This is a genomic window from Microbacterium arborescens, assembly GCF_030369635.1.
Taxonomy (GTDB): Bacteria; Actinomycetota; Actinomycetes; order Actinomycetales; family Microbacteriaceae; genus Microbacterium.
The window spans coordinates 530,474-550,883 of record NZ_CP128474.1 but is presented as its reverse complement, the minus strand read 5'-3'; the positions used below and the strand labels follow the sequence as shown (position 1 = coordinate 550,883).

Sequence of the window (20,410 nt, the reverse complement as noted above, 5' to 3'; positions counted from 1 at the left end):
AAAGTCGGAGCGAATGTCGCGAACGGCCCGAGGAACGCGCGATTCTCCGAGCTTGGCGGGCCGGGCAGTCCGGCCCGGGCTAAGCGCGGGTGCCGGAGCTCGCGCGCACGACGAGCTCGGTCGGGACGAGCGTGCGCTCGGCCGGCACCTCTCCCCCGTCGATCTCGGTGAGCAGCGAGCGCACGGCCGCCGCACCGATGCGATCGAAGTGCTGACGCACGGTCGTCAGCGGCGGCCAGAAGTTCGCCGACTCGGGAGCGTCGTCGTATCCGACCACGCTGATGCTCGCCGGAACCGGGCGGTCGGCCTCGTGCATCGCCCGGAGCAGCCCGAGCGCCATGCGGTCGTTGGCGGCGAAGACCGCCGTGACCGCATCGTCCGCCGCGAGGGCGCGGCCGATCTCGTAGCCCGACTCCGCCGTCCAGTCCCCGACGTGCACCTCGGGCACCCGCGCTCCGCGCGCGACGAGCGTGTCATGCCAGGCGGCGCGCCGGCGCTCTGCGGCGAACGACTCGCGCGGCCCCGAGATGTGGTTCACGGTGTCGTGGCCGAGGTCGAGCAGGTGCTCCGTCGCGAGGCGCGCCCCCAGAGCCTGATCGTTGTCGACGACGGGATAGGGGTAGTCGGCGCTCGAGTCGACCACGACGACGGGCAGACCCGTCGGCAGCGCGAGCTCGCGCTCGCCGAGCCGATGGGTCTCGATCAGGATGATGACGCCGTCGACCGCATGCTCGGCCAGGCGCACGAAGGCTCCCGAGACGTCGGACTGCGTCGCCGACTGCACGGTGATGACGGTGAGCGAGTACCCCGCCTCGGCGGCGACGGATGCCACGGCGTCGAGCGTGCGCGTGTTGCCGTAGCTCGCCAGCGAGAACATGATCACGCCGATGCTGCGGAAGCGCCCCGAGCGCAGCGCGCGGGCCGCACTGTTGGGCCGGTATCCCAGCTTCGCCATCGCATCCTGGACGCGGGCGCGGGTCTCGGGGTCGACATTCTCGCGGCCGTTCGCGACGCGCGACACCGTCTGGCCCGACACCCCGGCCATCGCGGCCACGTCTGCCATCGACACCTCGCGACGCCGCGGCCGTGTGTCCGGGCCTGCGGCTGGTCGTGCTTCACCCATGCCCGGATCCTCCTCGATGTTGACGTTGACATGCTAGCGTGCCCGAGTTATGTTTACGTCAACATCCGCGCTCAATCGGCGAGCGCCTGCATCACAGAAGAGGCACGGACGATGACGACCACTACGGCACCCCCTCCGGCCGTGCGCACCGCGCGGAAGCGGCGGCGGATCAGCGTCGAACAACGCGGATGGCTCTTCGTCGGCCCGTTCGCCGTCGTCTTCGCCCTCGTCTTCCTGGCTCCCCTCGCATACGCGCTCTACCTCAGCTTCTTCCGCGAGCAGATCGTGGGCGGCAATGCCTTCGTCGGCTTCGAGAACTACCTGACGGCGTTCGCCGACCCGAAGCTGTGGGACGGCTTCCTCCGCGTGCTGCTGTTCCTGCTCATCCAGGTGCCGATCATGCTCGTGCTCGCCCTCGGCGCGGCCCTCGCGATCGACAGCGCGCGCCTGCACGCCTCGGGCTTCTACCGCATCATCATCTTCCTGCCCTACGCCGTGCCGGCCGTCGTCGCCGTGCTCATGTGGGGCTACATCTACGGCGACCAGTTCGGTCTGGCCGGGAACATCAACGACCTCCTCGGCGCCCAGGTCCTGCGGCCCTTCCTGCCCGAATGGATGATGGTCTCGATCGGCAACATCGTGACGTGGCAGTTCGTCGGCTACAACATGCTGATCTTCTACTCGTCGCTCAAGACGATCCCCGGCGAGCTGTACGAGGCGGCATCCCTCGACGGCGCCGGCGCGTGGCGCACGATCCTCTCGATCAAGATCCCGGCCCTGCGCGGCTCGATCGTCATCGCCACGATCTTCTCGATCATCGGCAGCTTCCAGCTCTTCAACGAGCCGAACATCCTCAAGCCCCTGGCCCCGAACACCATCACGACGTTCTTCACGCCGAACATGTACGCGTACAACCTCTCGTTCGCCGGCCAGCAGTACAACTACGCCGCAACCGTCGCGATCATCATGGGCGTCATCACGGCGGTCATCGCCTACGTCGTCCAGTTGCGCGGATCCCGTCAGGAGATGCGATGACCGCCCCCGCCCTCGCCCGCAGCACGCCGTTCGCCCGGCGGAAGTCGGTCGTGCTCACCATCGTGATGAGCCTGTTCATCCTCTACACGCTCCTGCCGCTGTTCTGGCTGGTCATCAACGCCACCAAGACCCAGGGCGATCTCTTCACGACCTTCGGGCTGTGGTTCGGCGACAGCTTCAACCTGTGGAACAACATCGTCGAGACGTTCACCTACCGCGACGGCATCTTCCTGCGGTGGCTGGGCAACACGCTGCTCTATGTCGTCGTCGGCGCGGGCGGGGCCACGGTCCTCGCGACGATGGCGGGCTACGGGCTGGCGAAGTACAACTTCCGCGGTCGCAAGGCGGTCTTCGCCGTCGTCATCGGCGCCGTCGCCGTTCCCGGCACCGCCCTCGCGGTCCCCACGTTCCTCATGTTCAGCCAGCTGGGCCTGACGAACACCCCGTGGGCGATCATCATCCCCTCGCTCATCAGCCCGTTCGGCCTGTACCTGATGTGGGTGTTCGCGAGCGACGCGGTGCCCACCGAGCTGCTCGAGGCCGCTCGCATGGACGGAGCGAGCGAGATGCGGACCTTCTTCACCATCTCGACGAAGCTCCTCATGCCCGGCATCGTCACGGTGCTGCTGTTCGCCGTCGTGGCGACGTGGAACAACTACTTCCTCCCGCTCATCATGCTGAGCGATCCCGCCTGGTACCCGCTCACGGTCGGCCTCAACCAGTGGAACGCGCAGGCCACGGGAGCCGCGGCGCAGCCGATCTACAACCTCGTGATCACCGGATCGCTGCTGTCGATCATCCCCATCGTCGTCGCCTTCCTCATGCTGCAGCGCTTCTGGCAGTCCGGCCTCAGCGCCGGCAGCGTCAAGCAGTGAGCACAACCGAGACCCTGTATCCCGCACCACCCCCATCCACAACGACCCGAATCCACAACAACGAAGTGAAGGAACTCCCATGACACCCATGCGCAAGGGATCGGCGCTGCGTCGCGCCGCATCCGTCGTGGCCCTGACCGCAGCCGCCGGCCTCGTGCTGGCCGCCTGCTCGTCCTCCGGCCCGGCCGCAGGCAGCGGCAACCCCGACGACCTCGACGCCGCGCTGAAGGCCGGTGGCGAGATCACGTACTGGTCGTGGACCCCGTCCGCCGAGGCGCAGGCCGAGGCGTTCATGAAGAAGTACCCCGAGGTCAAGGTCAACGTCGTCAACGCGGGCACCAACACCGAGGAGTACACCAAGCTCCAGAACGCCATCAAGGCGGGCTCGGGCGCTCCCGACGTCGTGCAGATCGAGTACTACGCCTTCCCGCAGTTCGCGCTCACCGAGGGCCTGCTCGACCTCGCGCCCTATGGCTTCGGCGATCTCGAGAGCGACTACACCGCCTCGACGTGGAACTCCGTCGACTTCGACGGCAAGATCTACGGCCTGCCGCAGGACTCGGGCCCCATGGCGCTGTTCTACAACAAGACGGTCTTCGACCAGTACGGTCTGACGGTGCCGACGACGTGGGACGAGTACATCGCCACCGCACGTCAGCTCACCGCCGCCGACCCGACGAAGAAGATCACGAACGACACCGGCGACGCCGGCTTCGCCACGAGCATGATCTGGCAGGCGGGCGGCCAGCCCTTCTCCGCAGACGGCACCGACGTGACGATCAACGTCGCCGACGAGGGCTCGAAGAAGTGGGCCGACACCTGGAACACGCTCGTGGAGGACGACCTGATCGCCAGCACCCCGAGCTGGAGCGACGAGTGGTTCAAGGGCCTCGGCGACGGCTCGATCGCGACCCTCGTCATCGGCGCCTGGATGCCCGGCAACCTCGAGTCGTCGGTGGCCGACGCTGCGGGCGACTGGCGCGTCGCGCCCATGCCGACCTACGACGGCACCCCGGTGTCGGCGGAGAACGGCGGCGGCGGCCAGGCGGTCACCAAGCAGAGCGAGAACCCGGCCCTCGCGGCCGCGTTCCTGAAGTGGCTGAACAACGACGAGGAGAGCCTGACGATCTTCGCCGAGAGCGGCGGCTTCCCCTCGACGAACGCACAGCTCGAGTCGGACGAGTTCTTGAACAAGGCGCCCGACTACTTCGGTGGCCAGAAGATCAACGAGGTGCTCGTGCAGGCGGCCAAGGACGTGCGTCCGGGATGGCAGTACCTGCCCTTCCAGGTGTACGCCAACAGCATCTTCAGCGACACCGTCGGACAGTCCTACGCCTCCAAGTCCGACCTGAACGAGGGTCTGGCCACCTGGCAGGACCAGCTCGTGCAGTACGGCAACGACCAGGGCTTCACCGTCAACAAGTGACGCCCGACGAGGGGCGGGTCGCATCGAGCTTCGGTCCGGCCCGCCCCTCGCCATGTCCCCCAGGAGAAGAGCAATGACCTCCCCCACCCGCATCTCGCTCGACACGGCGACCCCCGGCCCCGTCGTGCCCCGACGCCTGTTCGGCACCTTCGTCGAGCACATGGGCCGCTGCGTGTACGACGGCATCTTCGAGCCGGGTCACGCCACCGCCGACGACGCCGGTTTCCGCGCCGACGTGCTCGAGCTCGTGCGCGAGCTGGGCGCGACGGTCGTGCGCTACCCCGGGGGCAACTTCGTCTCGGGCTACCGGTGGGAGGACGGCGTCGGGCCGCGCGACCAGCGCCCTGTGCGCCTGGATGCCGCATGGCACAGCACCGAGACCAATCAGGTCGGTCTGCACGAGTTCGCCGCGTGGGCCGAGCAGGCCGGACTCGAGCTCATGGAGGCCGTGAACCTCGGCACGCGGGGCGTCGCCGAGGCGGCCGACCTGCTCGAGTACGCCAACCACCCCGGCGGCACCGCACTGTCGGAGCGCCGCCGCGAGAACGGGCGCGCCGAGCCCTTCGGCATCCGCCTCTGGTGCCTGGGCAACGAGATGGACGGCCCCTGGCAGATCGGCCACAAGACCGCCGACGAGTACGGCCGCCTCGCCGCCGAGAGCGCCCGCCTCATGCGGTTCATCGACCCCGACATCGAGCTCGTCGCCGCCGGCAGCTCCAACCACGAGATGCCCACGTTCGGCGAGTGGGAGCGCACCGTGCTCCGCCACACCGCGGGACTCGTCGATCACATCTCCGTGCACGCCTACTACGAGGAGACGCCGGGCGACCCCGCGAGCTTCCTCGCCTCCGGCGCCGCCCTCGACGCCTACATCGGCGAGGTCGCCGACATCATCGACGAGGTGCGCGCCGAGCGCGGCATCACGACCCCCATCGGCATCAGCGTCGACGAGTGGAACGTGTGGAACCAGACCCGCTGGAACGAGGTCGACAAGCCCGCCGTGTTCACCGGCGACTGGCCGGTCGCCCCGCGCCTCATCGAGGACGACTACACCGTCACGGATGCCGTCGTCGTCGGGTCCCTGCTCATCACGATGCTCCGGCGCGCCGACCGCGTGTCGATGGCGAACCTCGCCCAGCTCGTCAACGTCATCGCGCCGATCCGCACCGAACCGGGTGGCGTGGCCTGGCGGCAGACCACCTTCTTCCCGTTCCAGCTCACCGCGGCCGCGGCATCCGGGAACGTCGTCGTCCCGAGCATCGAGACCGGCGTCATCGCGACCGCGCGCTACGGCGACGTGGGCGCCGTCGACGCCGTCGCGACTCTCGAGGGCGACGAGCTGACGGTCTTCGTCGTTCACCGCGGGCTCGAGGCCGAGACGCCAGTCACGATCGACCTCGACCGACCAGCCGCGAGCGCCGAGGCACTCGTGCTGACCGTCCCCGCGGGCGGCGACCGGCACACCGTCAACAGCGCATCGTCGCAGCCGGTCGCACCGGCCTCCCTCGCCGTCGACATCCGCGACGGCGCCGTGACCCTGACCCTTCCCCCGCTCTCCTGGGCGCGCGTGAGCGTGCGCCTGAACCCCGGAACGAATCGAGTGACCCCGTGACGACCTTCAGCATCGGCGAGACCGACTTCCTCCTTGACGGGCGCCCCCACCGGGTCATCGCCGGAGCGCTGCACTACTTCCGCATCCACCCGGACCAGTGGGCCGACCGCATCCGCAAGGCGCGACTCATGGGGCTCAACACGATCGAGACCTACGTCGCCTGGAACGCCCACGAACCGGTGCGCGGCGAATGGGATGCCACGGGCTGGAACGACCTCGGGCGCTTCCTCGACCTCATCGCGGCCGAGGGCATGCACGCGATCGTCCGCCCCGGCCCGTACATCTGCGCCGAGTGGCACAACGGCGGCCTGCCGGTGTGGCTCACCAGCACCCCCGGTATCGGGCTGCGCCGGTCCGAGCCGCAGTACGTCGAAGCGGTCAGCGCGTATCTGCGACGCGTCTACGAGATCGTGGCACCACGTCAGATCGACCGGGGCGGCAACGTCGTGCTGGTTCAGATCGAGAACGAGTACGGCGCCTACGGCTCGGACCACGACTACCTCCGGACGCTCACCGAGCTGACCCGCGCCTGCGACATCACGGTGCCCCTGACCACCGTCGACCAGCCCGAGCCCCACATGCTCGCGGCGGGCACCCTCCCCGACCTGCACACGACCGGGTCGTTCGGATCGCGCGCGACCGAGCGGCTCGCGACCCTGCGCGAGCACCAGCCGACCGGGCCCCTCATGTGCTCGGAGTTCTGGGACGGCTGGTTCGACTGGTGGGGCGGCGTGCACCACACCACGGATGCCGCAGCCTCGGCATCCGAGCTCGACGCGCTGCTCGCGGCCGGCGCCTCGGTGAACATCTACATGCTCCACGGCGGCACCAACTTCGGCACCACGAACGGCGCCAATGACAAGGGCCGCTACGCCCCCATCGTCACCTCGTACGACTATGACGCGCCCCTCGACGAATCGGGCCACCCGACCGAGAAGTACCACGCGTTCCGCGAGGTCATCGCGCGATACGCTCCCGTCCCCGACGAGGTTCCCCCCGCTCGGCCGGCGGCACCGGTGCGCTCCGTCGCGCTGCGGGCGACGGGCGACTGGCTGCCCGCGGCGAGTGCCGGCGCGGGCGCGGCGGTCGCTCCCCCGACGTTCGAGGAGCTCGGACAGCTCGGGCCCCTCGTCCGCTACGACGTCACGCTGCCCGACGAGGCGTTCGGAGATACCGACAGCGCCGTGCTCGCCTTCGCTGAGGTCCGCGACCTCGCCTGGGTCGCGGTCGACGGGGCACCCGTCGGCCGCCTGCAGCGTGCGTTGCACGAGCGCTCGCTGCCGATCCCCCGCGGGTCGCAGCTCACGGTGCTCGTCGAGGACCAGGGGCGCGTGAACTACGACGCGCGTCTGGGCGAGAACAAGGGCCTCGTCGGCCCTGTGACCCTCGGCGGCCACGAGTTGACCGGCTGGTCGGCGCAGCCCGTCGACCTCGCGGCCGTCGCCGCCGGCATCCCCGCTGCTTCTGAGCAGACGACGGCGGGCCGCGCCGGTCTCGCGGGCACGTTCGACCTCGACGAGCCCGCCGACCTCTTCCTCGACACGGATGCCTGGAGCAAGGGGTTCGCGTTCGTGAACGGCTTCTTCCTGGGCCGGTACTGGCGCAACGGACCGCAGCGCACGCTGTACGTTCCCGCGCCCGCGACCCGCGCCGGCGCGAACGAGATCGTCGTCGTCGAGCTCGAGCACGTCATCGAGCCCGTCGCCGCGTTCATCGCCGCGCCTGATCTCGGCCACCGCGAGGAGTGAGCGTGAAGGAGCCCCGCCGCGATCGGGCAGGATGGATGTCATGAGCTGGATGGTCACCGGTGGTGCTGGATACATCGGCGCGCATGTCGTGCGCGCCCTCGCCGCGGCGGGTCTCGACCCCGTCGTCCTCGACGACCTGTCGAGCGGGCACGCCGGGTTCGTCCCCGAGGGTGTTCCGTTCGTCCGCGGCTCGATCCTCGACCGTCCGCTCGTCGAGGGCGCCCTGCGCGAGCACGGCGTCGAGGGCGTCATCCACGTCGCCGGCTACAAATACGCCGGCGTCTCGGTGACCCGTCCGCTGCACACCTACGCGCAGAACGTCGAGGGCACGCGAATCGTCCTCGAGGCGATGGAGACCGCGGGCGTCGACAAGATCGTCTTCTCCTCCAGCGCCGCCGTCTACGGCACCCCGGACGTGCCGCTCGTCACCGAGGACCTGCCGAAGCGCCCCGCCTCGCCCTACGGCGAGTCGAAGCTCATCGGCGAATGGCTCCTGCGCGACCAGGCGGTCGCGACGGCGGGCTCCGCCGCGCCGCTTCGCCACACGTCGCTGCGCTACTTCAACGTCGTGGGGTCGGGCGACCCGTCCGTCTACGACACGAGCCCGCACAACCTCTTCCCCATCGTCTTCGAGAAGCTGATCGCGGGCGAGACCCCGCAGATCAACGGCGACGACTACGACACCGAAGACGGCACGAACGTGCGCGACTACGTGCACGTCGCCGACATCGCCGCGGCCCACGTCGTCGCCGCCCAGCGCCTCGCGGCGGGCGAGAGCGTCGAGCCGGCCTACAACCTCGGCTCGCAGAACGGCCTGTCGGTGCGCGAGATCATGGATGCGATGGCTCGCGTGACCGGCATCGACTTCACCCCGAGAATCGGCCCCCGCCGCCCCGGCGACCCCGACCGCATCGTCGCCACCGGCGAGCTCGCCGCCCGCGATCTGGAATGGGCCAACCGCTACTCGGTCGACGAGATGGTTCGCACCGGCTGGGAAGCCCGCCGCGCGGCATCCGCCTGACCGCCTCGCCCGCCGCCCCGCGCGCCGCGCGCGAATAAGGCGCAGTTGCGGGGATGGAGCGCGGGTCGAACCGCGCCCGACGCCCCGAACTGCGCCTTACCTGCGCACCTTACCTGCGCGCAGCCCCGCGCGCTGAGCTCGCCCGGACTACCAGCTCGGTGGGCACCGTCTGCGACGGCGCCGCGGCACCCGTCTCGATGACCTTCACGAGCGCCGCGACGGCATACGCGCCGAGGGCGTCGAAGTCCTGGCGGACGGTCGTCAGCGGCGGGCGGTACTCCGCGGCATCCACGACGTCGTCGAATCCGACGACCGCGACGTCGTCCGGCACCGCGCGGCCGGCGTCGCTGAAGGCACGGAGCAGACCGAGCGCCATCTGGTCGTTCGCGGCGAACACCGCGGTGGCATCGGCGAGCGCCGATCCGGCCGCGTGACCGCCGCGTGAGGTCCAGTCGCCGCGGACGACCTCGGGTACCGCGGCATCCGCGTCGAGCAGCGCTTCGCGCCAGCCGCGCTCGCGTTCTCGAGCCGCGAACGAGGCCGCGGGCCCCGCGAGGTGGTGCACCGTCGTGTGCCCCAGCTCGAGCAGGTGCTGCGTCGCCTGCCGGGCACCTCCCGCGTGGTCGGTCTGCACGATGGCGAAGCGGTCGTCGGGGGGTGAGTCGACCACGACGAGGCGGAGGTCGGCGGGCGGGGCGGTGTCGCGAGCGAGCCGCGTCGCCTCGTTGAGCACGATCGCTCCGTCGACGCCCTGGTCGCGCAACTGGGCGAACGCCTCCGCGATGTCGCGCGCACCGGCGACCGTCACCACGGCCAGAGCGTAGTCGCGCTCACCCGCCGCATCGGCGATCGCCTGCAGCATGCGGGAGTTGCCGACCGAGGCGAGGGTCGAGACCACCAGGCCGATCGTGCGGGTCTGGCCGGTGCGCAGCGCCCGGGCGGCACGATGCATGCGGTAGCCGAGCGTCGCCATGGATGCCTCGACCCGGGCCCGCGTCGCGGGATCGACGCGCGGGCTGCCATTGGCCACACGCGAGACGGTCTGCGCCGAGACGCCCGCGTGAGCCGCCACCTGGGCCATCGACACCCGCATACCGGTCCTCTCGTCGGAGTGTGTTGACGATATCACGCCCGGAATGTAGCGTGTTATCGTGAACATCAGTGCTCCTCCCGCCGTACCGCTCGGCGCGGGCGTCGTCAAACGCTCCACGCGACTCGATGACGGCCGCGAGCTCATCTACTACGACGACCCCGACACGACGCTCGGCCCCGAGCGCGCGGTCGATGCCCGCACCCTCGACCCGCGTCCCGCGACCGCGACGATGCGGCAAGACGTCCTGACGGGCGACTGGATCTCGATCGCCGCATCGCGCCAGAACCGCGCCTTCCTCCCTCCGGCCGAGCTCGACCCGCTCGCCCCGCAGACGCCGACCAACCCCTCCGAGATCCCGTCGCGCTACGACGTCGCCGTCTTCGAGAACAAGTCGCCGTCGTTCGGTCCCGGCCTCGCCGAGGCGTTCGGCGGCGCACCCGCGGCATCCGACCCGCCCCGCGGCATCGATGACCTCGCGCACCTGGGGCTCGGCCGCACGCGCACGAGCGTCGGACGCACCGAGGTCGTGTGCTTCTCGCCCGCGCACGCCGGATCGTTCGGCACCCAGACGGCCACCCGCGCCCGTACCGTCATCGAAGCGTGGGCCGATCGCACGGCCGCGCTGTCCGCGCTCCCCGGCATCGAGCAGGTGTTCCCGTTCGAGAACCGCGGCGAGGCGATCGGCGTGACGCTGCCGCACCCCCACGGGCAGATCTACGCGTACCCGTACATCACGCCGCGCACGACGCGCCTGCTCGACTCGATCGACCGCACGGCACCCGATCTGTTCCAGCGCATCCTCGAGTTCGAGCAGGCCGGCCCGCGGGTGGTGCTCCGCGGCGAGCACTGGACGGCGTTCGTCCCGTTCGCCGCGCGCTGGCCGATCGAAGTGCACCTGATGCCCCACCGCCACGTCGCCGACTTCGCCGAGACGAACGACGCCGAGCGCGACGAGCTCGCCCCGCTCTACCTGCGCCTGCTGCGCGGCATCGACGCGCTCTACGACACCCCGACGCCGTACATCGCCGCGTGGCACCAGGCGCCGGTCCGCCACGCGCGCGACACCGCGCGCCTGCACCTGCAGCTGACCAGCCCGCGCCGCGCGGCCGACAAGCTGAAGTTCCTCGCCGGTTCCGAGGCGGCCATGGGCGCCTGGATCGGTGACATCCCGCCCGAGACGGCGGCCGCGCGCATCCGCGAGGCCGTAGAAGGAGTGACCCTGTGACCGAGACCGATCCGCGCACCGACGCGCGCGACATGCTGAGCTCGCTCGGAGCGACCGCGACGAGCGAATGGTCGGCGCCCGGCCGCGTCAACCTCATCGGCGAGCACACCGACTACAACGACGGCTTCGTGTTCCCCTTCGCGACGCCCCACCGCACGCACGTCGCACTCGCTCCTCGCGACGACGGGCGACTTCGGGTCATTTCGACCTTCGACGCGGTGCCGGTCGAAGTCGCGATCGCCGACCTCGACGCGATCTTCCCGACTGTCGACGGCGAGCATGCCGTTCCCGAATGGTCGGCGTACCCGCTCGGCGTCGCGTGGGCGCTCGTCCAGGCCTCCGGGGCCGATCCGGCGGAGCTCGCGGGAGCCGACCTCGCCTTCGCGTCCGACGTCCCCATCGGAGCAGGCCTATCGTCCTCCGCCGCGATCGAGGGAGCCACCGCCTCGGCGCTGAACGATCTGTGGAGCCTCGGGCTCGACCGCATCGCGCTCGCCCAGGTCGGCCGGCGTGCCGAGAACGAGGCCGTGGGAGCACCCACCGGCATCATGGACCAGATGGCGTCGATGCTCGGCGAGCCGGATGCCGCCACCTTCCTCGACTGCCGTTCGCTCGCGACCGACGAGGTCGAGCTCGGCTTCGCCGCCGCGGGGCTGACGCTGCTGGTCATGGACACCCACGTCAAGCACACGCACTCCTCCAGCGGCTACGGCGAGCGGCGGGCGTCGTGCGAGAAGGGCGCACGGCTCATGGGCGTGCCCATGCTGCGCGATCTGTCGGTCGCCGACCTCGACCGCGCCGCCGACGTCCTCGACGACGTCACGTTCCGCCGGGTGCGCCACATCGTCACCGAGAACCAGCGCGTGCTCGACACGGTGCGGACGCTGCGCGAGCAGGGGCCGCGAGCGATCGGCCCGCTGCTGGACGCCTCGCACATCTCGATGCGCGACGATTTCGAGATCTCGGTACCCGAGCTCGATCTCGCCGTCGAGACGGCTCGCGGCGCGGGCGCCATCGGAGCGCGTATGACCGGCGGTGGTTTCGGCGGCGCGGCGATCGCCCTCGTCGAGACCAGTGCTGTCGACGCCGTGGCCGCCGCCGTCGTAGGAGCCTTCGCCGGCGCGGGGTATACGGCCCCGACGATCTTCCCGGTCAGCCCGTCGGCAGGCGCGCGACGCGACGGCTGACGTCGCCACGACATCACGAGAGGGGGATGCCGACACGGCATCCCCCTCTCGCAGTCGCGGGGCTTACTTGAAGGCGTCCTTGACGTCTTCGCCCGTCTTCTTCGCCTCGGCCTTGACCTGGTCGGCCTTGCCCTCGGCTTCGAGCTTGTCGTTGTCGGTCGCCTTGCCGATGGCTTCCTTCGCCTTGCCGGCGATGTCCTGGGCGGCGTTCTTGATCTTGTCGTCGAGACCCATGATGGGACTCCTTTCTCTCGGTGATGGCGCCCCGCGGGCGGGGCTGTGGACGTGTGCGGTCAGGACAGGCGGCGCTGGTCGTGAGCCAGCCTCGCGCGCAGCCCCGTGTGGATGGAGATGTAGGCCGTGAGCTGCTGCCCCGTCAGGGTGCCGAGGTTGCCGATGAGACGTTCGACGGTCTCGGCCACGTGCAGCGGCGAGGTGTTCTGCCGCGGCGTCACGCTGACGTGCAGCACCGGCTGATGCTTGATGTCGTTGGCGGTGACCCGGGCGCTGAGGATCTCGTCGTGCTCGGCGAGAGCGTTCTTCAGCGCGTCGGATGCGAACCCCTCGGTGACGGTGATGCGGCCGAGATCGCTCTCCGCCCCGGTCGCCCGAAGAGAGGTACGACGGCGGCCGTGGATGCTGCGCACGATCAGGACGATCAGCAGCACGACCAGCAGCGCGAGGGCCGCGAGCGCACCGAGGGCGAGCCAGGTGAGGCTCGTCCCCGCGATGACGGTCGCATCCCAGGCCTGCTTCGCCCAGTCCTGGGCACCGGATCCGACCGAGGTCCAGGTGTCTGCGGCTGCCGGCCACACTGCTCCGGCGATGATTCCGCCGCCGACGACGACGAGCACCAGTCCCAGGATCAGGAGGATCGTGCGGTTGACCGCTCGATTGGTGTTGTTCATGCGTTCTCCTCCTGTTCACGGGGCCGCTCGACCCGGACCGAAGTGCGCAGCTTCGACGCGAGCCGATACGAGTCGAGCTCGGCGTCGACGGTGCTGCGGATCTGAGCCTCATCGACGGGCACTCCCACGGCGGGGGTGAGGGTGACGTCGGCCGAGCGATGTCCGACACCGACCCGCACCTGATCGCGGGGCAGTCCGCTCTCGGCGCTGACACGCTGCGCGATCGCCGAGGCGATCACCCCGTTGTCGGCGACGACGGCACTTTCGCCGACGACGAGCTGATGCTTCGACAGCCGGCCCGGCGCGATCGCGAGCACCACGAGGATCACCCCGAGCACCGCGATGACGGCGCCGATGGCGATGCTGACGCCGACGGGAACCTCCGTCGGCAGACCGACGACCCACCCGAAGGCGGCGGCGGGGCCCAGCAGCAGAGCCGGCTGACCGGCGAGGTTCAGCACGATCTCCGTGCCGACATACACCAGCGCGAGGATGACGAGGACGACGGCGACGATCATCGCGACGGTGCGCGGCGAGTGCGTCTCGCGCCGCACGACGCGGCGCAGCACGGGACTGCTCATCGGACTCTCCTCTTGATCGGGGTGGCGGCGCCGTTCACGGTGATGTCGACGCGGGTGACGGGCTTGCCCAGCACGCGGCTGAGCTCCTGCTGCATCCGCTGCTGCATCTCACGGGCGGCGTCCACGACAGCGCCGGCGGCTCGCACCGCTTCGGTGTCGTCGAGTGACGGGACGGGCAACGGCGCGGTGATGCGGACGGCCACCCCACCCCGGTGATCGGATGCCGCGACCGACACGCGGTCGACGTCGACTCCGATGACCTGGGATGCGATCTGTTCCGAGACCTTCCGCACCACGCGCTCGCGCACATCGACCCGTCCGGCGACACCGGACGTCCCGCCGGTGGCGGCAGTGACGCCGCCACCGGGACGGATGGCCTCTGCGACGGTCATGACGAGGTGCGCCGACCTGTCAGTACGTCGGCCAGCCCGCGGACGTCGAGCTTGCCGGACGCGATGCGGCCCACTGCCGCGCCGATCGCCATGAAGAGGGCGACGAGGAGGAACCCCCAGAAGCCGAACAACAGGGCGGCGGCGGCGAGGATGGCGCCGATCAGCGCACCCGAGACGGTGGCGCTCATGCGACGCGCGACTCGGACTCGTTGTCGTCGTCGTCAGCGCCCGCGATGTGGACGTCGTTGACCTCGACGTTGACCTCGACGACCTCGAGGCCCACGAGTCGGCTGATGGCGCCGGCGACGGCAGCACGGACGTTGTCTGCAACCTCCTGGATCGGCGCCGGATACTCGACGACGATCGTGAGGTCGGCGGCGGCCTGCGTCTCGCCGACCTCGACCTTGACTCCCTGCGAGAGGTCGGTGGCGTTCATCGCGTCACGGATCGCGCCGAACGCGCGGGCTCCGCCGCCACCCAGGGCGTAGACGCCGGCGACCTCGCGAGCGGCGATGCCGGCGACCTTGGCCACCACGCCGTCCGAGATCGTCGTCTTGCCTGCCGCCTCGGTCTCTGCGGGGACACGCGACGACGAGAACGTGCGGTCGACACGCGACCCCTGGGGCACGGCTGCCGGCGACTTCGGGGTCTCGACAGCGGGGGCGGTGTTCTTCTGGTCCTCAGCCATGGCGTTTCCTTATCTGTCTGGGTTGTCCGACGCAAGCTCTCGGCTCGTCATTCGGTGAGCGTTACGTTCGCTCTACAGATAAGAGGGCGGCTCATCCGGATTCGTCACAAAAAAGTTCGAGAAGTTTTCTGGGGGAACGATGCGAGCCGATGAGAGCGGGCCGGTGACCGATCTTCAAGCCGCGCCCGACGGCATCCTGGCAGCCCGGGCGGCCTCGGGAGACGCCGAGGCCTTCGACGCGCTCCTCCGTCGACACACTCGGATCGTTCGCGCCTACGTCTACCGGATCGTCGGCACGCTCTCCGAGACCGACGACGTCGTCCAGGACGCATTCCTCACGGCGTGGCGTCAGCTGTCGACGCTGCGCGACCCGGGCGCTGTGAAGGCGTGGCTCATGAAGATCGCGAGCCGTGAGGCGTACGCGCATCTCAGAAGACGCCCCGCCCATGACACACTGGACGGATTCGACAGAGCCGCGGAGGCGGGTCTCCTCCCCGAGGCCGCTGCCATCCGCAACGCACAGTTGCAAGCGCTCTCCCTTGCACTCGATGCGCTGCCGGAAGCCCAACGCCGCTGCTGGTTGCTCCGAGAAGTCGGATCGCTCAGCTATACCGAGATCGCAGAAGAGATGAACCTCCCTCTCAGCACCGTTCGAGGAAACCTGTCACGCGCTCGCGCCAGCATCACCATCCAGATGGCGGGGTGGCGCTGATGGATGCCGACGGCATGGCTCTGGACTGCGGCAAGACGATCGACGAGATCAGCGAGTATCTCGACAGCGGTCGATCGCCGTACGACCCCGAGATCGAGACCTGTCCCGACTGTCTGAACGCCCTCGACGCGCTCGAGCGCGCGGGGCGGTTGTCACGCGACCTCATCGCCGCGGATGCGGCTCAACTGCCCGAACCGTCCGAGAGCTGGTTCGACGGGGTGATGACGGCGGTGCGTGCCGAGCTGCGGGCCGGGCGCTCCATCCCGCTGTCGCACCCCGATCCTCGCGTCTCGATGAGCGTGACCGAAGGCGCGGTTCAGGCGCTCATCCGAGCCAGCGGCGACGCCATCGACGGCGTTTTCATCGGCCACTCGAGAATCGTCGGCGACGTCGAGGTCCCCGAAGCCCCCATCGCCGTCGACATCACCGCCTCGGTGGCGTGGGGCGAGTCGCTGCCCGCCGCGGCGGGAGCCGTTCGCCAGGCGGTGTCGGAGGCGCTGGCGCAGCACACCGAGCTGAACATCACCGCCGTCGACGTGACCGTCGAAGATCTCCACCGTCCCTTCCCGTCCAAGGACACCGCATGATCGAGCCCGCCTCCCTCGTCGACCCGTCGGCGCCGCGCCCCATCGCCGAGATCCCCGGGGTCAGCGCCGTGCACGACCCGCGCCCGCCGCTGACCCGCGCCCTCGGGGCAGCCGCGTCGGCGCTGCGTCTGGACGCGGCGGCACCGACCGACGGCGTCATCGTCTCGACCGGAGCCGAGGGCACGACCGCCGCGGCCGCCGTCACCGTCGCCATCGCCGCGCGCACCCCCGAGGTCGCGCGCGCTATCGCGGACGAGCTGTGCGCGCAGCATCCGACGGTCGACCGCGTCACGGTGCAGGTCCGCCGCATCGCCTGACCGGCATCCGCCTCACCGGGCACCTCGGACTCCGCTAGCTTCGGACTGTGTCTGCGACCGTCTCCGTCTCTCTCCGCCCCGCGGATCCCGAAGATCTCCCCGCCGTCCGGGAGCTCGACAGGCTGTGCTTCCCGCCCGGCCGCGACGATGTCGAACCGGCTCACCCCGACGAGCTCGAGAACGCGCTGGCGGGTGGCCAGATCACGCTCGCCGTCATCGGGGAGTCGGTGGTGGGGATGCTGCAGACCGAACGACTCGGCCCCGAGCACGTCTACCTCGCCGCGCTGGCGGTGCACCCCGACCGGCAGCGCGCGGGCATCGGCGCCCGCCTCGTCCGACACTTCTCCGACACCGTGAAGGGGATGTCGCCGCGCCCCTCGGCCACGACGGTGACCAGCCCCATGAACGTCGCGATGATCGACTTGCTCACCCGCAGCGGCTTCGTCGGGTCGCGCGGCATCCACGCCTACTTCGGCCCCCGCAAGGACCGCCTGTACTTCCAGCTGAAGAGCCGGCAGCTGGTCGCCGATCCCGACGACCGGGTGCTCGTCCCCGTCGCCGCGACCGAGCATCTGTTCGACCTGCTGAGCGCCGACGCCAACGCCGTCACCAGCGTGATCAAGAGCGTGCAGGGGACGTTCTTCGAGGTCTCGACCTTCGAGGTCGAGGACCGTCCCGGCCTGCGGGCCGACGAGACGTCCGTCAGCACCGGCGAGGCGGGGGCAGTCCTGGCGGCGCTCACCTTCCTGCTCGGCTTCTCTCTGACGATCCCCGACTTCTCCGAGGCACTGCGGATCTTCCTGCTGGTCGCCACGATCCTGACCCTCGGAGCGACACAGATCTACGCGAACGCGTCGGGCTCGCTGTCACGTCTTCAGGACGATCAGTTCGGGCTCCACATGAAGTGGGGCAACCTGCTGCTCGAGTTCGGCGGGGTCTATCCCCTCGTCCTCGTGCTCCCGGCAGTGTTCGCCGATGCGTCCGATAACGTCGCGCTCTCGCTCGCGACCGCGATCGTCGTCGCGGTCCTCGTCCTCGCGTACGAGGTGTCGCCGTTCTCGATCAGCGGCCGGTACCGACGCAACCTCGTGTTCTATGCGCTCGCGGTGATCACGGCGGCTGCTCCGATCGCCGCAGCCCCGCTGCAGGCTCTCACCGGGCGCGACACGACATGGGTCGTCCTGACGGCCGCGATCCTCATCGTGCGCCTCGCCTACTTGATCCCCGCCGGACGCCAGGAGCTCGGCGCCCGAACCCGACCCCGGCTGATGCGCCGGACGCGGGTGTCGCGATGAGCGTCGCTGCCGACGTCGCGAACGGCGAACCGCTCGTGCGAGACACCGCCGCGGGCCGCGTGCGCGGCGTCCGCCGGCCGGACGGAACCCTCGCCTTCCTCGGCATCCCTTACGCGCAGCCGCCGACCGGCGCACGCCGGTTCGGCGCCCCCGTCACGCTCGACCCCTGGGACGGCGTCCGCGACGCGACCGCGTACGGGCCGACCCCGCAGCGCGGCGACTACGGCGACACCCTCATTCCCGAGCCGTCGATCCCGGGCGACGACACCCTGTCGGTCAACGTCTTCGCACCGGAATCCTCCGGGGAGGGGGCCGACCCCCGCCCGGTGCTCGTCTACATCCACGGCGGCGGTTTCGTCCAGGGGTCGCCGGCGAGCCCGTGGTACGACGGCGGATCGTTCGCGCGGGCGGGAATCGTCGTGGTCACGGTCTCGTACCGACTGGGTTTCGACGGATTCGGACTGCTCCCCGGAGCCCCGACCAACCGCGCCGTGCGCGACTGGATCGCCGCCCTGGAGTGGGTGCAGGCGAACGTGTCCGCTTTCGGCGGGGACCCGGGTGACGTGACGATCGCCGGGCAGTCGGCCGGCGGCGGAGCAGTGCTCACCCTGCTCGGGATGCCGGCTGCCCAGCACCTGTTCCATCGCGTGCTGGCCATCTCGGCGGCCCTGACGAATGTGCCACCCGCCCGGGCCGCGACCGCCACCGGCCGGCTCGCCGCGCACCTCGGCATCGCGCCGACACGCGAGGCGTTCGCCGGCGTCGACGAGCTGGTCGTGCTCCGACGCCAACAGGAGCTCGAGTCGGAGCGGCAGGGCAGCATCGTGGCCTCGGTGCGCTCGCGCCTCGCCGACGGGCTCACCTGGGGTCCGGTCGTCGACGGAGACCTCGTGCCCCGCCCGACCCTCGACGCCCTCGCCGCCGGAGTCGGCGCCGACAAGCCGCTCGTGCTCGGCACGACCGACGACGAGTTCACGATGGTCACCGATGGGCTCGCCACGAGCCCGCTACGGCTCGTCCCGCCCGCGCTGGCGCTGGGCGCGCTCGGGGTCGGCCACGCGATGCGCTGGCGCTACATCCGGGACAACCGGGCGCAGCGACGACTCGGCACCGCGGCATTCCTCGGCCGCTACGCCACCGACCGCGTGTTCCGCGACACCGTGCCCCTCGTCGCCCGGGCACGAGGCGCCGCGTCGACCTGGGCCTACCGTTTCAGCTGGCCCTCGCCGACCAAGCGGTGGGCGCTGCACTGCCTCGATGTCCCGTTCTGGTGGGACGCCCTCGGCGCCGACGGTGTCGCGAAGCTCGCGGGCGAGCATCCGCCGCAGGAGCTGGCCGACGCGATGCACGGCGCCGCCGTGTCGTTCGTGCGCACCGGAGACCCGGGATGGCCGCGATGGATGCCGGACGAGCGGGCGACCCGCATGTTCGGTGCCCCGCCGTCGGTGCCGACGGTCGTGGCCGACGGCTACGCCTCGGTGCGGGCCCTCGTCGGCTGACGCGTGCGGGGTCGCTCCGGCGACTCAGGGGACGCGCTTGAGCCAGGCGTCGGTCGCGAACTTCGACTCGACGAGGGCTTCGGCCTCGGCGTACTCCTCATCGGAGATCGTGCCCGGCACGGCCCCGTAGCGCTTCGAGAACACCTCGATGAACCGCTCGATGATCGCGTCGCGCGGCAGGCCCGTCTGGCTGCGCAGCGGGTCGACACGCTTGGCGGCCGAGACGGTGCCCTTGTCGCTGAGCTTCTCGCGGCCGATGCGCAGCACCTCGGTGAGCACCTGACCGTCCATGTCGTACGACAGCGTGGCGTGGTGGAGCACCCCGCCGTTGGCCAGACGCTTCTGCGCGGCGCCGCCGATCTTGCCCGACGGCGAGGCGATGTCGTTGAGCGGCTGATAGGTCGCCTCGATGCCGAGCGAGCGGAGCGCCTCGAGCACCCAGTCGTCGAGGAACGCGTACGAGTCGGCGAAGGTCAGCCCCGCCACGAGGGATGCCGGCACGTACAGCGAGTACGTCACGATCGAGTTGGCCGCCATCATCATCGCGCCACCGCCCGAGATGCGGCGCACGACGTCGAAGCCGTGCTTCGCAGCGCCCTCGGGGTCGACCTCGTTGCGATACGACTGGAACGACCCGATCACGACGGCCGACTCGTTCCACTCCCAGATGCGCAGCGTGGGGTTGCGTCGGCCGTCGCCGACACGGGTGGTGAGCACCTCGTCGAGCGCGAGGTTCATGCTGGGCGAGACCGCTCGGTTGTGGACGACCTCCCAGTCGAACTCGCGCCAACCCGGAGCTGTGATCATCGCGCGACGCACGGCCGTGCCGACCGACTCCGGGGTGAAGCCGAGAAGCTGGGCGCCGTCGGGCAGCGCCGAGCGGACGGCGGCCGCGATCGTGGCGACATCCGATTCCTCGGGAAGCCCCGTCACCGCCGCGTCGATGTCGGCGAGCGCGTCGTCGGGCTCGAGGAAGAAGTCGCCGGCCAGGTGGAAGTCGGCGATGCGCCCCTCGCGCACCTCGAGGTCGACGACGACCAGCTTTCCCCCGGGGACCTTGTATTCGCCGTGCATGCGTCCAGCCTA

The 20,410-nt window shown here is 70.3% G+C and carries 22 protein-coding genes; 13 read left to right on the top strand and 9 right to left on the bottom strand.

All coding sequences use genetic code 11. The features are described from left to right. Window positions 1-79 precede the first annotated feature (79 nt). Window positions 80-1,123, bottom strand: coding sequence for a LacI family DNA-binding transcriptional regulator (locus QUC20_RS02570; protein WP_259455259.1), 1,044 nt, complete (start codon window positions 1,121-1,123; stop codon window positions 80-82). Window positions 1,124-1,234: 111 nt separating this feature from the next. On the opposite strand from QUC20_RS02570, the gene QUC20_RS02565 reads away from it, so the two are divergent. The 6 genes from QUC20_RS02565 (at window position 1,235) to galE (ending at window position 8,840) form a co-directional block, all read left to right on the top strand. Next, window positions 1,235-2,158 (top strand): carbohydrate ABC transporter permease, encoded by a 924-nt coding sequence (locus QUC20_RS02565; protein ID WP_289330849.1) that lies wholly within the window; start codon window positions 1,235-1,237, stop codon window positions 2,156-2,158. Further along, complete coding sequence (locus QUC20_RS02560) at window positions 2,155-3,033, top strand: carbohydrate ABC transporter permease (RefSeq protein WP_120263506.1); 879 nt, start codon at window positions 2,155-2,157, stop codon at window positions 3,031-3,033. Before QUC20_RS02565 ends, QUC20_RS02560 begins: the two co-directional genes overlap by 4 nt. Before the next feature lie 88 nt (window positions 3,034-3,121). Further along, entirely contained in the window at window positions 3,122-4,459 is a 1,338-nt protein-coding gene (locus tag QUC20_RS02555; protein WP_120264413.1) for an ABC transporter substrate-binding protein, read from the top strand. A gap of 73 nt (window positions 4,460-4,532) precedes the next feature. Continuing rightward, a complete protein-coding gene (gene arfA, locus QUC20_RS02550; protein ID WP_120263507.1) occupies window positions 4,533-6,071 on the top strand; it encodes an arabinosylfuranosidase ArfA in 1,539 nt (512 codons plus the stop codon). Continuing rightward, the gene (locus QUC20_RS02545; protein ID WP_289330848.1) at window positions 6,068-7,819 is read left to right on the top strand and encodes a glycoside hydrolase family 35 protein; all 1,752 of its coding nucleotides are present in this window, start codon (window positions 6,068-6,070) and stop codon (window positions 7,817-7,819) included. The genes arfA and QUC20_RS02545 overlap by 4 nt, the downstream gene beginning before the upstream one ends. Window positions 7,820-7,859: 40 nt before the next feature. Then, complete coding sequence (gene galE, locus QUC20_RS02540; protein ID WP_289330847.1) at window positions 7,860-8,840, top strand: UDP-glucose 4-epimerase GalE; 981 nt, start codon at window positions 7,860-7,862, stop codon at window positions 8,838-8,840. Window positions 8,841-8,949: 109 nt separating this feature from the next. On the opposite strand, the gene QUC20_RS02535 is transcribed toward galE, so the two are convergent. Beyond that, window positions 8,950-9,921, bottom strand: a complete 972-nt coding sequence (locus QUC20_RS02535; protein WP_120264414.1) for a LacI family DNA-binding transcriptional regulator — start codon at window positions 9,919-9,921, stop codon at window positions 8,950-8,952. Between the two features lie 76 nt (window positions 9,922-9,997). Between QUC20_RS02535 and galT the strand changes: the two genes are divergently transcribed. Then, complete coding sequence (galT, locus tag QUC20_RS02530; protein WP_434543662.1) at window positions 9,998-11,158, top strand: galactose-1-phosphate uridylyltransferase; 1,161 nt, start codon at window positions 9,998-10,000, stop codon at window positions 11,156-11,158. Between the two features lie 32 nt (window positions 11,159-11,190). Beyond that, window positions 11,191-12,345, top strand: a complete 1,155-nt coding sequence (galK, locus tag QUC20_RS02525; RefSeq protein ID WP_289331458.1) for a galactokinase — start codon at window positions 11,191-11,193, stop codon at window positions 12,343-12,345. A 63-nt stretch (window positions 12,346-12,408) separates the two neighbouring features. On the opposite strand, the gene QUC20_RS02520 is transcribed toward galK, so the two are convergent. From QUC20_RS02520 to QUC20_RS02495, 6 genes are read right to left on the bottom strand one after another with little or no spacing between them, the layout of a single operon-like run. Continuing rightward, a complete protein-coding gene (locus QUC20_RS02520; protein WP_023952533.1) occupies window positions 12,409-12,579 on the bottom strand; it encodes a CsbD family protein in 171 nt (56 codons plus the stop codon). A gap of 59 nt (window positions 12,580-12,638) precedes the next feature. Then, window positions 12,639-13,253: a hypothetical protein gene (locus QUC20_RS02515; RefSeq protein WP_289330845.1), complete on the bottom strand. Its 615-nt coding sequence runs from the start codon at window positions 13,251-13,253 to the stop codon at window positions 12,639-12,641. Beyond that, window positions 13,250-13,834, bottom strand: coding sequence for an Asp23/Gls24 family envelope stress response protein (locus QUC20_RS02510; protein WP_120263512.1), 585 nt, complete (start codon window positions 13,832-13,834; stop codon window positions 13,250-13,252). The genes QUC20_RS02515 and QUC20_RS02510 overlap by 4 nt, the downstream gene beginning before the upstream one ends. After that, a complete protein-coding gene (locus QUC20_RS02505; RefSeq protein WP_289330844.1) occupies window positions 13,831-14,226 on the bottom strand; it encodes a hypothetical protein in 396 nt (131 codons plus the stop codon). The genes QUC20_RS02510 and QUC20_RS02505 overlap by 4 nt, the downstream gene beginning before the upstream one ends. Then, entirely contained in the window at window positions 14,223-14,414 is a 192-nt protein-coding gene (locus tag QUC20_RS02500; RefSeq protein WP_023952539.1) for a DUF2273 domain-containing protein, read from the bottom strand. The genes QUC20_RS02505 and QUC20_RS02500 overlap by 4 nt, the downstream gene beginning before the upstream one ends. Beyond that, window positions 14,411-14,914 carry an Asp23/Gls24 family envelope stress response protein gene (locus tag QUC20_RS02495; protein ID WP_120263514.1) on the bottom strand — a complete coding sequence of 168 codons (504 nt, stop codon included), beginning with the start codon at window positions 14,912-14,914 and terminating at the stop codon, window positions 14,411-14,413. Before QUC20_RS02495 ends, QUC20_RS02500 begins: the two co-directional genes overlap by 4 nt. 163 nt (window positions 14,915-15,077) lie before the next feature. On the opposite strand from QUC20_RS02495, the gene QUC20_RS02490 reads away from it, so the two are divergent. Genes QUC20_RS02490 through QUC20_RS02470 form a run of 5 tightly spaced genes read left to right on the top strand, consistent with a single transcriptional unit; the run spans window position 15,078 to window position 19,324 of the window. Further along, window positions 15,078-15,626 carry an RNA polymerase sigma factor gene (locus QUC20_RS02490; protein ID WP_289330843.1) on the top strand — a complete coding sequence of 183 codons (549 nt, stop codon included), beginning with the start codon at window positions 15,078-15,080 and terminating at the stop codon, window positions 15,624-15,626. Further along, on the top strand, window positions 15,626-16,213 hold the full coding sequence (locus tag QUC20_RS02485) for an Asp23/Gls24 family envelope stress response protein (RefSeq protein WP_259455345.1): 588 nt from the start codon (window positions 15,626-15,628) through the stop codon (window positions 16,211-16,213). The genes QUC20_RS02490 and QUC20_RS02485 overlap by 1 nt, the downstream gene beginning before the upstream one ends. Next, a complete protein-coding gene (locus QUC20_RS02480) occupies window positions 16,210-16,530 on the top strand; it encodes a hypothetical protein (RefSeq protein ID WP_120263517.1) in 321 nt (106 codons plus the stop codon). The genes QUC20_RS02485 and QUC20_RS02480 overlap by 4 nt, the downstream gene beginning before the upstream one ends. A 47-nt stretch (window positions 16,531-16,577) precedes the next feature. Further along, a complete protein-coding gene (locus tag QUC20_RS02475; protein ID WP_120263518.1) occupies window positions 16,578-17,825 on the top strand; it encodes a GNAT family N-acetyltransferase in 1,248 nt (415 codons plus the stop codon). After that, on the top strand, window positions 17,822-19,324 hold the full coding sequence (locus QUC20_RS02470) for a carboxylesterase/lipase family protein (RefSeq protein WP_120263519.1): 1,503 nt from the start codon (window positions 17,822-17,824) through the stop codon (window positions 19,322-19,324). The genes QUC20_RS02475 and QUC20_RS02470 overlap by 4 nt, the downstream gene beginning before the upstream one ends. A gap of 24 nt (window positions 19,325-19,348) precedes the next feature. Here the strand turns inward: QUC20_RS02470 and lplAB are convergent, their stop codons facing one another. Continuing rightward, on the bottom strand, window positions 19,349-20,398 hold the full coding sequence (lplAB, locus tag QUC20_RS02465; protein ID WP_289330842.1) for a lipoate-protein ligase LplAB: 1,050 nt from the start codon (window positions 20,396-20,398) through the stop codon (window positions 19,349-19,351). Window positions 20,399-20,410 lie beyond the last annotated feature (12 nt).

Excerpts from the sequence above, each read along its gene's own strand:
- QUC20_RS02570 (WP_259455259.1), bottom strand. The coding sequence starts at position 1,123 with ATGGGTGAAGCACGACCAGCCGCAGGCCCGGACACACGGCCGCGGCGT.
- QUC20_RS02565 (WP_289330849.1), top strand. The coding sequence starts at position 1,235 with ATGACGACCACTACGGCACCCCCTCCGGCCGTGCGCACCGCGCGGAAG.
- QUC20_RS02560 (WP_120263506.1), top strand. The coding sequence starts at position 2,155 with ATGACCGCCCCCGCCCTCGCCCGCAGCACGCCGTTCGCCCGGCGGAAG.
- QUC20_RS02555 (WP_120264413.1), top strand. The coding sequence starts at position 3,122 with ATGCGCAAGGGATCGGCGCTGCGTCGCGCCGCATCCGTCGTGGCCCTG.
- arfA (WP_120263507.1), top strand. The coding sequence starts at position 4,533 with ATGACCTCCCCCACCCGCATCTCGCTCGACACGGCGACCCCCGGCCCC.
- galE (WP_289330847.1), top strand. The coding sequence starts at position 7,860 with ATGAGCTGGATGGTCACCGGTGGTGCTGGATACATCGGCGCGCATGTC.
- QUC20_RS02535 (WP_120264414.1), bottom strand. The coding sequence starts at position 9,921 with ATGGCCCAGGTGGCGGCTCACGCGGGCGTCTCGGCGCAGACCGTCTCG.
- galK (WP_289331458.1), top strand. The coding sequence starts at position 11,191 with ATGCTGAGCTCGCTCGGAGCGACCGCGACGAGCGAATGGTCGGCGCCC.
- QUC20_RS02520 (WP_023952533.1), bottom strand. The coding sequence starts at position 12,579 with ATGGGTCTCGACGACAAGATCAAGAACGCCGCCCAGGACATCGCCGGC.
- QUC20_RS02515 (WP_289330845.1), bottom strand. The coding sequence starts at position 13,253 with ATGAACAACACCAATCGAGCGGTCAACCGCACGATCCTCCTGATCCTG.
- QUC20_RS02510 (WP_120263512.1), bottom strand. The coding sequence starts at position 13,834 with ATGAGCAGTCCCGTGCTGCGCCGCGTCGTGCGGCGCGAGACGCACTCG.
- QUC20_RS02505 (WP_289330844.1), bottom strand. The coding sequence starts at position 14,226 with ATGACCGTCGCAGAGGCCATCCGTCCCGGTGGCGGCGTCACTGCCGCC.
- QUC20_RS02500 (WP_023952539.1), bottom strand. The coding sequence starts at position 14,414 with ATGAGCGCCACCGTCTCGGGTGCGCTGATCGGCGCCATCCTCGCCGCC.
- QUC20_RS02495 (WP_120263514.1), bottom strand. The coding sequence starts at position 14,914 with ATGGCTGAGGACCAGAAGAACACCGCCCCCGCTGTCGAGACCCCGAAG.
- QUC20_RS02485 (WP_259455345.1), top strand. The coding sequence starts at position 15,626 with ATGGATGCCGACGGCATGGCTCTGGACTGCGGCAAGACGATCGACGAG.
- QUC20_RS02480 (WP_120263517.1), top strand. The coding sequence starts at position 16,210 with ATGATCGAGCCCGCCTCCCTCGTCGACCCGTCGGCGCCGCGCCCCATC.
- QUC20_RS02470 (WP_120263519.1), top strand. The coding sequence starts at position 17,822 with ATGAGCGTCGCTGCCGACGTCGCGAACGGCGAACCGCTCGTGCGAGAC.
- lplAB (WP_289330842.1), bottom strand. The coding sequence starts at position 20,398 with ATGCACGGCGAATACAAGGTCCCCGGGGGAAAGCTGGTCGTCGTCGAC.